Origin of the sequence: Novipirellula artificiosorum (assembly GCF_007860135.1) — a bacterium.
GTDB classification, from domain to species: domain Bacteria; phylum Planctomycetota; class Planctomycetia; order Pirellulales; family Pirellulaceae; genus Novipirellula_A; species Novipirellula_A artificiosorum.
In genome coordinates this window covers 54936-67387 of sequence record NZ_SJPV01000006.1, presented here as the reverse complement: position 1 = coordinate 67387, position 12452 = coordinate 54936, and the positions used below count along the sequence as shown (strand labels likewise).

The following is a 12452-nucleotide window of genomic DNA, read 5'->3' as shown; positions in this document are numbered from 1 at the left end:
GACTCGTCCGATGAAAGTGTGGCCAATCGATCGCCCCCACCCTTGGCGGACGACTTCGGCTATTATAGTGAGACGAAAAGGGTGTGCGCCCCTCCTCGTCCGCTATTTTACCTTCCCCTCGGAGTCCTCCCAATGCGTTTTCGTTTGCTCATTCCCGCCTGTTGTCTTCTAGGTATTGTCGTCGCAGGGACGTGGCAGGGTGCGTCGGCTGAAGATACGAAGATTCCCGAATTACCGAAGTTGGGAAAGCGCGAGAACCTTAAACCTCGCAATGTGGTATTCATCCTCACGGACGATCATCGTTTTGATGCCATGGGATTCACGGGGCATCCCTTTCTTGAAACACCGAACCTCGATTCATTGGCAAACAACGGCGTCCATTTGAAGAACGCCTTTGTGACGACTTCGCTGTGTTCGCCAAGCCGTGCATCCATCCTGACGGGCCTGTATACGCACAAGCACCGGGTGATCGACAACAATCGTGCCGTTCCGGATGGCACGATTTTCTTCCCTCAATATTTAAAGCAACAGGCGGGCTATGCCACGGCATTCATCGGCAAATGGCACATGGGGGGCGAGCACGACGATCCGCGACCCGGATTCGATCATTGGATTAGCTTTCGTGGCCAAGGCAACTATTGGCCACCGGGGCCCCAGTACACATTAAACGTTAATGGCCAGCGAGTGAAGCAGAAAGGTTACATCACCGATGAATTGACCGACTACGCGATCGATTGGCTCGACGAACAGAAAGATTCGGACAAGCCATTCTGCCTTTACCTTTCCCATAAAGCTGTTCATGCGAACTTTACGCCAGCCGATCGGCATCTTGACCGGTATGCTAACGTCGACTTGAGCTTCTTGCCTCGTGGCGAGGAGATCACGGCCGAGAACAACGCACCGCGTTGGGTTCGCGATCAAAAAAACAGTTGGCACGGAATTGATTTTTCGTATCACAGCAACAATGGGCTCGACTATCTGTATCGGCGTTATTGCGAGTCACTGCTTGCCGTGGATGAGAGTGTTGGCCGAGTGCTTAACCAGCTCAAAGAGATGGGGCTCTACGATTCGACCTTGGTGATTTACATGGGAGACAATGGCTTCATGTGGGGCGAACATGGTTTGATCGATAAACGAGTTTCTTATGAAGCATCGATTCGGGTCCCGATGATGATGCAGTGCCCCGAGCTCTACGACGGCGGAAAGGTTGTGGAATCCGTGATTGGCAATATCGATGTCGGGCCGACGATCATGCACGCAGCCGGACTGCAAACACCGGAGTACATGGATGGCAAGAGCTTCTTGGAACTGCCAAACCGTCCCGACATGAAATGGCGAGACTATTTTCTCTATGTCTACTATTGGGAAAAGAACTTCCCACAATCACCAACCCAATTCGCCCTCCGCGGAGACCGGTTCAAATACATCACCTACTACGGCCTTTGGGATGTTGATGAGTTGTATGACCTGACGGCCGATCCCGGAGAAACGAAGAACTTGATCGCCGATCCCGACTTCCAGTCCATCGCGAAAGAGATGGAAGACCGGTTGTACGCGATGCTTGGTGACGCGGGAGGGATGGATATCCCCATGAACCAACCCCAGGGCAATTCGCAAAACAAGCGATGGGACGATCGGGGCGGCAAACAGGCTGCCGACTTCCCGGCTGCCGTGATTGTTGATGAACCGATCAATCGGGAAGCGAAATAGGACATAACGTCGGCTTAGCTGCCGACGAACAGCGGCCGTAAATGTCGATCGTAGATATTCTTGGTCACCTCACCAGCTACGATTGTTTCATTCGCCTTTAACAAATCCGTGTAACGCGATCCTTGCTTCGCCGCAACTTTGAAGGAGACGTGAAGCAGTTGTCGCATATGCGGATTGAAGTGCTCGTTGTCCTGGAGATGCCGAATCGCACTGGCCAGTCGAGGTCCGGACCAAGCGTTAACCGTGTCGGCGTCGGGAAGCTTGTTTTTGTCAATGTCGATCACGCTGGCGTAGGGAGCACAAAACTCGTCAACATGCTCGAGAGCATAAGAGTAGATCTCTTTGGCCAACGCAAGTCCATCGCCCCCCGCTTCTGCCAAGCCGATAATTTCCTCCAACCAAGTGGTGCCGGCCGTTTTGAGATGCAAGCCCGCACCGGTTCGCTTCAAGCACTGGCGAATGATCGGATAGAGACTGAATTTATCGCTGCCACTGTGAACGCTCAGTTTTAGGGTTTCGGGCAAGCCGTAGGTTTTCACCGCATGCGAGATCACCGCCAAATCATCGCTGAATTCTCGTTCAAACTGTTCTAAGTCACCGACGTAGTCGACCCCTTTATTGAATCGCCCCGTGAACTTCGGTGCGATGGTTTGCACCGGGATCTTTTCGTCCGCGATCGCGGCCAAGATCACGAGCAACTCGGGCGGCGTTTGTGGATTGTCGGTTTCGTCCATTGAGATTTCCGCGATCACATGGTCCGCCCCCTTTGCAGCAGCAATGTAACGATAAATCTCAGCGGCTTCTTTTACCGCCAATAAATACTGTTGGGCCACTCGCTTGACATCCTGTTTGGACACTTGTAGCGGCGATGACAAGCCGTCGAGCGTGAGCGTCCCGATCAGTTCGCCATGAGCCTCCACGAACGCATTGACGTCGTCCGCCGAAGCCGCTTTCCCAATCGAATCGGCAACGTCGATGGTAAAAAAATCGCTGCACGGCAAAAAGGGATCGACCGTTGCCAATTGAATGTGGTCCGCGTCGATGTGCCAGGGTTTCTTCCATCCCCTTTCCTCGACCGCCGTTTTGGCTGCGTCATAAACGCTTTGTGGCTGGGAACCCACGAAGGTGTGTTCGCGATTCGACTTATTCCAAACGGGTGTGACCTCGACACCATCGTTGGCGAGTTGCTCGAAGGCGCGCAATTGCGCGCCGGCTTGATGGGCAAAACGATCGCCTACGCCGAACGTGAATTTCTCGATGGGGAGCATGGGGATTCCTTCATGGGTGAACGAGTTGGAACATGGGCCCAAGTCTAGAGCTGGCCGCTGCGGTGACACAGACCCCTTTGTTGGCAATCCTACGCCAAGATCTCCTTCACCACCTTTCCATGGACATCGGTCAGTCGAAACTGTCGCCCTTGGTACTTGAACGTCAATCGCTCGTGATCGATCCCGAGTAGATGCAACAGGGTGGCGTGCAGATCGTGGATGTGTACGCCGCGATCGACCACGTTGTAGCCAAATTCATCCGTTTCACCATGCGACGTTCCACCGCGAATCCCTCCGCCCGCCATCCAAAGGGTAAAGCAACGGGGATGATGATCACGGCCGAAATCGTTTGCCGTCAATTTGCCCTGGCAGTAATTGGTCCGTCCAAATTCGCCTCCCCAAACCACCAACGTATCATCGAGCAGACCGCGGCGTTTCAAATCGTTGACCAATGCGGCGGAAGCCTGATCCGTATCGCGGCATTGCGTGGGAAGCCCCTTTGTGAGTCCGCCATGGTGATCCCAGCCTTGATGGTAAAGTTGGACGAAACGGACACCACGTTCGACCAAGCGGCGGGCTAATAAACAATTTGCCGCAAAGGTTCCCGGATCACGAGCGTCCTTGCCGTATTCGTCGAGGATCGAATCGGGTTCGTCCGAAAAATGGGTTGCCTCGGGAATGGAATTCTGCATTCGGAATGCCAGTTCGTACTGCGCGATACGAGTTTCCACGTAGGGATCGGCGCCAATCTGCAATTGTGATTGATGGAGTGAGTTAAGTGCATCCAATGCGGCCCGTCGACTGTCCGCGTCGATTCCGGCTGGGTTGCTGAGGTACAGAACCGGGTCTTTCCCACTGCGAAACGAAACCGCTTGATGTTGGCTGGGCAAAAAACCGCTGCCCCACAAACGTGACACCAACGGCTGGCCACTCTTGTTCTTTGAAACCATCACCACAAAGGCAGGCAAATCTTCGTTCTCGGTTCCGAGGCCGTAATCCAACCATGCTCCCATGCTGGGGCGGCCGGGAAACATGCTGCCGGTTTGCATAAACGTCACCCCCGGTCCGTGGTTGATCGCCTCGGTGTACATCGAATTGACAATACACAATTCGTCGGCGATCGAAGCGGTATGGGGCATCAATTCGCTCAACCACGCACCACTCTCACCATGCTGAGCGAACTTGTACGGAGAGCCGACCAGCGGCAGGCTTGATTGGTTTCCACTCATCCCGGTCAATCGTTGGCCCTGACGGACCGAGTCGGGAAGCTCGGTCCCGTGCCGTTCGTTTAAGAGAGGCTTGTAATCGAAGAGATCCAATTGGGAGGGGGCTCCTGCTTGGAACAAAAAGATCACTCGCTTTGCTTTCGCCGCATGGTGCAGCGACGAAAGAACGCCACCGTTACGGGGTGCCCCTTCCGCGTGCAACAGTTGGCTTGCAGCCAACGCGCCGAAGCCCATTCCCATGTTCTGCAACCAACGTCGTCGGTCGCTGTTTTGTAAAAGACCTGCCATCTTTAAATGATTGCTCCTGTTTAGCGTTTCATCACACTCAGGTCAAAGTTCATTAACGTGCCGATTACCACCGCCGTTGCTGCCAACGCTGGCGGATCGATTCCTGGTTCGTTGTCCGCTTCACCGATTGCCAAGAACGCTTCAACCCGTTTGGGGTATCGAACGAAATCATCTCGCTGGGTGCGATACAACTTCTGCAGCGTCTGCAACTGAATGGGGCTGGGTCGCCGACTGGTGGTCAACCGAAACGCGTCGACAAGTATCTGGTCGACTTCCTTTCCATGTTGCGAGATCAGCCGCTGCGCCATCACTCGCGATGCCTCGACGAATTGCGGGCTATTCCAGAGGACGAATGCTTGCAGCGGCGACGAGGTGCGTTCGCGTCTGACTTGGCAGACATCCCGTTTTGCAGCGTCCAAAACCACCATGGATGGCGCGGGTGCGGTGCGTTTCCAATACGTGTAGAGACTTCGCCGGTAGAGCGAATCGCCGCTGTCGTGTTTCGATGGCTTGAACGATTCCTCGATCTCGTAGGGTTTTACCGGTGGTCCCCCTACCGTCGCCACCAAGCGTCCGCTGATTGCTAACACATTGTCTCGCAGCATTTCTGCGGGCAATCGATAAGCCGGGAAACGGGCCAGCAGCCGATTCTCAGGATCCAGGCGATCCCCGGTCGCATCGGAAGGCTGCGACGATTGGCGATAAGTGGCTGACATCATGATCTGCTTCATCGATGCCTTCACATCCCAGCCGCTCTCCATGAAATCGACGGCTAACCAGTCAAGCAGTTCGGCATGCGTCGGTGGTATCCCCTGGCTGCCAAAGTCCTCGGGAGTCCGAACCAGTCCCACGCCGAAGCAGATTTGCCAAAACCGATTCACGGCGACGCGACTGGTGAGCGGGTGGTTTGGATCGGTCAACCATTGAGCCAGTCCCAGTCGGTTGCGAGGGGCATCGCTGGGAAACGGCGGCAACACTTGCGGCGTACCGGGATAAACTTGTTCGACAGGCTGATCATACGAACCGCGAGCAAGCAAGTAGCTTGGCCGCGGCTCCGGCAGCTCTCGCATCACCATGATCTCTTGCAGCGAATCCTCGATCGCACAAAGGGACTTGCGTGACTCATGCATTCGAAGTCGGGCCTGACGGACGGTTTCGTCCAAGCGTGCCAGGTAGTGTTCGACAAGTTCGTCCGCAAGCGGATCAACCGATTTCGTTTGCGTTACACTCGCAAGCATGCGGATCTCAAGGCGGCTGAGTTGACAGTCATAGACGGAAAACTCGTCAACTTCTCCGTTTTTAAAGCCACGATCGCGAAAACGTTCACCGATGGTGATGTGATCGCCCGCTTCACCTCCCCCAGTGATCTGCTTCGTCAATGCGTCGCGAACGATTTCTGTTCTCGCCTCGACACCCTCAACGTAGATCCTCAGCCCGCTTGCGCGACTTGAACCCTCATTGGTAACAACAACGTGCATCCACTTACCCGTGGGGATCGGGTCTACCGTACGGATGCTGATGGCATTGCCCGGCCAAAAATGAATCAAGGACCAACTCAAACGGCCCTCGTCCAGCAATAGCTCGTAACCTCGGCTCGCGGCATCGGTCCAAGCTCGTGATCGATGGAAAATCACCGCACGCGGCTTCACATCGGGGGTCTTGATCCAACACGATACCGAGAACGGATCGTAGCGGTGGAAGTTTCCAACGGTGGTGTTGATCGGATCGTCACCGGTTAACCTCACCCCCATTCCTCTTGCAGCGGAAACCGTTTGGTTCGGCGGTTCGACGTTTTCTTCAAAGGTCAGATTCAAAACAGGTGTCGCCAACGCCCCGTCATCAAGGCCGGCCCCTGGCTGGTCGGCCCAAGACTTAGCCGCCGACGTCTGCTCATCCATCGCTTCCCAATAGGCAGCCTTGGCTTCATCGAGTTCCTTAAGCGCAGCGACGAGTTGTTGCTGCTGCTGCTCGGTGGGCAGCGGCAAGGCGGGGGTCGGAACCGAATCGGTGAAGTAGGAATACAATCCCGCTTCGTCAATGTTGTCAAAGAAAGCAGAAAACTCGAAATATTCTTTTTGGCTCAGCGGGTCGTATTTATGGTTATGACAACGACAACACTCCATCGTCAGCCCCATGATCGCCGTGGCAACCGTTTGTGTGCGATCGGCAATGTATTCGATGCGAAACTCTTCTGGCACACTGCCGCCCTCGACCTTTTGAGGATGCAACCGGTTGAACGTCGTGGCAAGGATTTGGTCTGGGGAAGCATTCGGCAGCAAGTCACCGGCGAGTTGTAGCGTCAAGAAGCGATCGTAGGGCATGTTTCGATGAAAGGCCTCGATCACCCAATCTCGCCAAGGCCAGACGTATCGATCCCGATCGACTTGATAGCCATAGGTATCGCTGTAGCGAGCCACATCGAGCCAATCCGCCGTCATCCTTTCCGCAAACTCTTTTTGAGCCAACAATCGGTCTAGCAATTGCTCGTAGGCATCGTCCGACGTGTCTCCGAGGAAATCATCGATCTGTTGAAGTGTGGGGGGAAGGCCCAACAAATCAAACGTGACCCGCCGAATGAGTGTCTCGCGATCGGCCTCGAGTGATTGGGTTCGTCCTTGTTCTGCGAGACGCGTTTGTACAAATCGGTCGATCACGTTGTGAGGCGGATACCCGTCGATCCATGCCGGGACTTCGCCACGTTTCGGTGCTTCAAATGCCCAATGCCCTTGATAGGGTGCCCCTTGGTCAATCCAGCGGCGAATCGTTTCGATCTGGGCTTGGCTGAGCGAACGCTCGGAGTCAGGCGGCGGCATGACCACATCGAGATCCTCCGACGTCATCCGCAGGTACAATTCACTGGCATCGGCGTCGCCAGACACCACCGCGTATTCCTTGGCGTCTTGTTCGGTATCGAGTCGCAACCCTGCTTGGCGCGATTGCTCATCAGGCCCGTGACAGTAGTAGCAGTTCTCTGACAGGATCGGCCGAACATCGGTATTGAAACGAACCGCGTTCTCGCCACACAAGACGGTTGCCATTGGAACATGAGCCAAGCAAAGTCCCGCAATCGTCACTGCGAAACCAAGCACAATGGATTGAAACCGGCGAGTGGTGCTGAACAATGCTTTCCCCAAAAACTCAATGCGATCAGTTCGTGGCGAGTGACACCAATTCAAGCTGAAGCGAGATCGCCATTCTAATCGGACCGCGTCCAAGAAGCCACCGCGGCATGCGTCAAGGGGCTGTTCTGGAACTAACGATCGATCAGCTGTCGGCAAACGCTAAGCCCTGCGGCAGCCCTGGGATTTTGAGGGGAGGCTTTGATCGCCGCTTCAAAATAGGGAATCGCCTCCCTGGGCTGTTTGTTTTCGAGCAGAAGGTACCCCAGATTAATTTGGGTTTCGATGTCATTGGGTTCAAGGTCTAAGACTCGTCGGTAGAGCGTCATGGCCGATGCGGAGTCCCCTAAGCCCGCCTTGCACTGCGCAGCGTCGAAGAGCACGTTGGGGTCATTCGGACGTTCACGCAAACAAGATTCCAAGATTGGCATCGCATGGTCAAAATCGCTAAGCTTCAAATACGAGGTCCCAAGCGAATGCTGAGCACGGAAGTGATGTCGGCTGCCGATCGGAAATCCTATTGCCGCCACAGCGAGAAAGTCATGAGCCATTTCGTACTGCTGCAATTCGAGCAGCAGGTCACCGTATTGCAGACAGCCTCGAGCGTAGAGCGGATTCGCATCGAGCAATCGCTTGTACTCTTCAACGGATTCTTCGATACGATATGTGTTACGGTAACAATCGGCCAGGATCAGCTGGCTCTCCGCATCCCCTCCGAGCAGTTCGATAGCATCCTGGGCTCGCGGTTCAGCTTCGTCAAACTTGCCCGCCCAGTGTAGAACCTTTGCGAGGTTCCGCATGGCAACACCTTGCTTCGTCAGATCGATTTGGCTTTCCACCCGCTCGCTGACGGCATCGATTTGTTGCTGACTCATTGACTTGCCGGATATGATTTCGCTGTTTTGCATGGTTTCGATCAACCACAGCGCAAGGTGACGATGTGCCTGGATCGTGGGATGAACGTGATCCAAAAAGTACTCTTGGCCCAAAAGCGAATGCCCATGTTCTGTATTGCACCAGCTTCGTAGCCGTTGGTCAAAATCAACGCACACCATGTCATTGTTTTGCGAAAAGGACCGGACCGCTTCGACAATCGATTCGGTTGCTCGCAGCGGACAGATGTCTTCGTTGATCGCTTGCTGAAAGGAAGCACGAGCCTTCGAGACCTCACCTTGTTCAAATTCCAATCGCCCCAATTGGTAATCGACCAATGCGACCCGTTGATCGACTTGCTGCGCCTGCTCGAGCATCACAATGGCCTCGGAGAGGCTGCCATCGGCCGCTTTCGACAACGCGCTTTGATAGAGGTCGTCGAGGAGTTTGCGGTCCGCGAGAGTCACGTCACTCGACATTTCGCTCTTGAATGGCGAACAGTCTTTTTCGTTTGAGGCTGGGACGACGAAAACGACCTCAGCGCCAACGCGTCGAGCGATCGAAACCATTCGACGAAGGTTGAATCGAAAATGATGCAGTATGTCCTGCTGCCAACGGTCGTCGCGGTGGTAGTCGGACGGGCCAATGGTATGGTTGAGCCTTTCGTCAACCTCGCCCGGTAAAACCGTGGCCGGTACTTCACGATTACCATGGATTGCCCGGTCAAACAGCGTCCACGTCCGTGTCTTGCTTAGCACCGAGGCGGCATCGATCAGGAATCCCGAATGCTCGAACATTTCTTGGTAGGTGCGACGTTCAAGAAACTCATTGTGACCACAATAGACGACAAACAAATCGGGTTCATATTGAGCCAATTCCTCCATTACGGCTGCCACCCGATAGCTCGCGTAGCTGATGCCACCCGCGTTAATGACTTCCCATTGGGTCGAGGGGTCGGCAACCGGAAGTAGCTCTCGCAGCCAGCCGGAAAAAGAGGTTGCGTCGTCGTAGGGGCGTCCATAGGTGGTCGATCCGCCGACGCAAAACAGACGGCGTGTCTTGGCCGGCTTGGTCTTCAAGAACCGTTGATCATTGAACCAAATCAACTTGTTCTGACGGGTCTGCATTTGTGTTTGGCCACGCTCGTCCGTGAAGGATTCAAACAGCGACATTTTGTTTGAAAAGCCAACGAACGGGTCTTTCGTTTCCGAAGTTGGCCGCACACCCAGCAATGCCAATGCACCCTCGAGCACGATAAAAAACGCGATCGTAACGACCGCGGCAAAGAGCACCTTCTTAGGAACGCTGATCGGATGTCTTCGTTGGTTTGGCGCAGAGACATTCATCGGTTCAACACTTGACTTAGATACTTGCCTGTTGACGTCGTTGGGTCGGTAGCGATTCGTTCGGGGGTTCCCTCGCAAAGGATCTCTCCGCCTTCCGTCCCCCCGGTGGGTCCCAGATCGATGATCCAATCGCAAGCCGCCAACAAGTCGAATTGATGTTCGATGACCAGAACCGTGTTGCCGGATTCGACCAACTGCTGCAGAACCGACACCAAACGCTCGATGTCTTGGAAATGCAGACCGGTCGTTGGTTCGTCGAGCAGATAGAGTGTTCGTCCGGTCGAAGCACGCGCCAATTCGGTTCCCAGCTTGATCCGCTGAGCCTCGCCTCCACTTAGCGTCGTACTCGACTGCCCCAGATGAAGATAGCCAAGCCCGACCGCTTGCAGGGAGCGAAGCTGCCTTTCAATGCGGGGGACGTTTTCAAAGAACGCAGCCGCTTCATCGACACTCATTGCTAGCACATCGGCCACGGAGGCTCCCTTGAAACGAACCTGCAAGGTTTGTCGATTGAATCGTTTCCCATTGCAACGCGTGCAAGTGACAAACAAATCACTCAAGAAGTTCATTTCGATCCGTTCCATGCCGAGCCCTTTGCATAATTCACAACGTCCCGCCGCAACATTGAAACTGAACCGGCTGGCGTTGAAACCTCGAGTCTTGGCGTCGCGAGTCGCTGCGAAGACCTTACGAATTTCATCGAGCACCCCGCAATAGGTTGCCGGACAGCTTCGTGGACTGCGACCGATCGGTGACTGGTTGATCAGGATCAGTTTGTCCACCAAGTCCGCTCCGCTGATCGTTGCAAAGGGTCCGGGGGCATCCGACTGCAACCCCAGATGAGTCGCCACCGCAGGTGCGAGCGTGTCGTTAATGAGTGAACTCTTGCCGCTGCCTGAAACGCCGCTAATGCCGACAAGCAGACCGAGCGGGATACGTGCCGTGACATTCTTTAAATTGTGTGTCTGCACGCCACTCAGCGTCAACCATTGTGTCTTTTTTGGCTTGCGGCGTTTTGCAGGGATAGCGATGCGTTTGGTTGCCGACAAATACTGTCCCGTTAAACTGTTGGGATCCTTCTCGACTTGCTTGGGCGTTCCCTCGCTAATGATCCGTCCCCCGCTGCTGCCGGCGCCTTCCCCCATGTCGATGAGGTAATCCGCCGCACGCATCGTCGCTTCGTCATGCTCGACAACGATCACCGTGTTGCCTTGTTGTTGTAGCTCCTTGATGCACTGAATCAAACGATCGTGATCAGCCGGATGCAACCCAATCGAGGGTTCATCAAGAACATAGCAAACACCTACCAATCCGCTACCGATGCTGGTTGCCAATCGGACCCGCTGCAATTCTCCGCCGCTGAGCGAATCGGCCGACCGATCTAGCGTCAAGTACTCGACTCCGACTCGTTGCAAGAACGACAACCGTTTGGCAACTTCGCTCGCGATCGGTTGTGCAACCGCCGATTGAACCGTCGACAAGCAATGTCCGATCCGCGATATCCAAGCGAATGCCGCATCGAGCGGCATGGAGGTCAATTCACTAATCGCGACACCGGCAATGGTGACACTCAACGCCTCTTTCCGCAGCCGTGCACCCGAACAATCAGGACAAACCCCTTTTTGATTGGAGAGGTCCACGTGGCCCAGTCCATCGCAGGTACGGCACGCGCCATAGGGACTATTGAAGCTAAAGGTTCGTGGTTCAATTTCTTCGAAGCTGGCACCACATTCAACACATGCCATCGCAGTGGAGTAGATCGATTCCTTCCATTCGCCGGAATCGCTTTGGATCAGCGACGAGGCCAGTCCCTTGCCAAGCCGCAGAGCCAACAAGACACTTTCGCGAAGCCTTGAATCCGACTCGCGTCGTATCACCAAGCGATCGATAACCGCTTCGATGGTGTGGTTCTTTCGAGGCGCGAGCTGGGGAACGTCGTCTAGCAAATAGGTTTCGCCATCCGTACGAACTCGCAGCAAACCGGATTGGCGAATCGTGTCGAATACCTCGCGATGCACCCCGCGTCGTCCACGTACCATCGGAGCCATCAAGACCAACTTGGTTCCCTCGGGCAGCGACTGCAGGGAATCGACAATCGTTTCAGGGGACTGTTTCGCAATGGCGGAATGGCAATTCGAACAATGGGGCGTTCCCACGCGAGCGTACAGCAGTCGCAGGTAGTCATAGATTTCGCTGATCGTCGCCACCGTACTTCGGCCATGTGTCGAACCCGGCTTCTGATCGATCGCGAGTGTCGGTGCAAGACCTTCGATGGAATCCACATCAGGCCGCGGAATTTGATCGAGGAACTGTCTCGCATAGGCAGACAGACTGTCGATATATTGCCGCTGGCCCTCCGCAAACAGCGTGTCGAATGCCAACGAACTCTTCCCGCTGCCCGAGACCCCCGTGACGACCGTCAACCGGTCGCGAGGGATATCGACGCCGATGTTCTGCAAGTTATGCTCGCGCGCACCGCGTATCCGGATACAGTTCTCCACGCGAGTCTTTTGGCTCGCTTTGCGAACACGTTTGCGGTTAGGCGATGCGGTCGGCAAGAATCAATCCTTAATAAGAACGTGTTGGAGTTCAGCCGCTAGGCTGCTGCGATGACGCGGCCGG

General features: G+C 54.9%; 6 protein-coding genes. 1 reads left to right on the top strand and 5 read right to left on the bottom strand.

Annotated elements, in window-relative coordinates; all coding sequences use genetic code 11:
* Positions 1–132 precede the first annotated feature (132 nt).
* Entirely contained in the window at positions 133–1710 is a 1578-nt protein-coding gene (locus tag Poly41_RS17180; RefSeq protein ID WP_146527967.1) for a sulfatase family protein, read from the top strand.
* A gap of 14 nt (positions 1711–1724) precedes the next feature.
* Here the strand turns inward: Poly41_RS17180 and Poly41_RS17175 are convergent, their stop codons facing one another.
* The 5 genes from Poly41_RS17175 to uvrA form a co-directional block, all read right to left on the bottom strand.
* Positions 1725–2978, bottom strand: a complete 1254-nt coding sequence (locus Poly41_RS17175; protein WP_146527966.1) for a tagaturonate epimerase family protein — start codon at positions 2976–2978, stop codon at positions 1725–1727.
* A gap of 89 nt (positions 2979–3067) precedes the next feature.
* On the bottom strand, positions 3068–4492 hold the full coding sequence (locus Poly41_RS17170) for a DUF1501 domain-containing protein (RefSeq protein WP_146527965.1): 1425 nt from the start codon (positions 4490–4492) through the stop codon (positions 3068–3070).
* 20 nt (positions 4493–4512) lie between these two features.
* Complete coding sequence (locus Poly41_RS17165; RefSeq protein ID WP_231615726.1) at positions 4513–7614, bottom strand: DUF1553 domain-containing protein; 3102 nt, start codon at positions 7612–7614, stop codon at positions 4513–4515.
* Between the two features lie 131 nt (positions 7615–7745).
* Complete coding sequence (locus tag Poly41_RS17160; protein ID WP_146527964.1) at positions 7746–9830, bottom strand: tetratricopeptide repeat protein; 2085 nt, start codon at positions 9828–9830, stop codon at positions 7746–7748.
* Positions 9827–12388: an excinuclease ABC subunit UvrA gene (uvrA, locus tag Poly41_RS17155; RefSeq protein ID WP_390621445.1), complete on the bottom strand. Its 2562-nt coding sequence runs from the start codon at positions 12386–12388 to the stop codon at positions 9827–9829. The genes Poly41_RS17160 and uvrA overlap by 4 nt, the downstream gene beginning before the upstream one ends.
* Between the last annotated feature and the right edge of the window lie 64 nt (positions 12389–12452).

Coding starts and splice junctions, on each gene's coding strand:
- Poly41_RS17160 (WP_146527964.1), bottom strand. CDS start 9,830: ATGAATGTCTCTGCGCCAAACCAACGAAGACATCCGATCAGCGTTCCT.
- Poly41_RS17170 (WP_146527965.1), bottom strand. CDS start 4,492: ATGGCAGGTCTTTTACAAAACAGCGACCGACGACGTTGGTTGCAGAAC.
- Poly41_RS17175 (WP_146527966.1), bottom strand. CDS start 2,978: ATGCTCCCCATCGAGAAATTCACGTTCGGCGTAGGCGATCGTTTTGCC.
- Poly41_RS17180 (WP_146527967.1), top strand. CDS start 133: ATGCGTTTTCGTTTGCTCATTCCCGCCTGTTGTCTTCTAGGTATTGTC.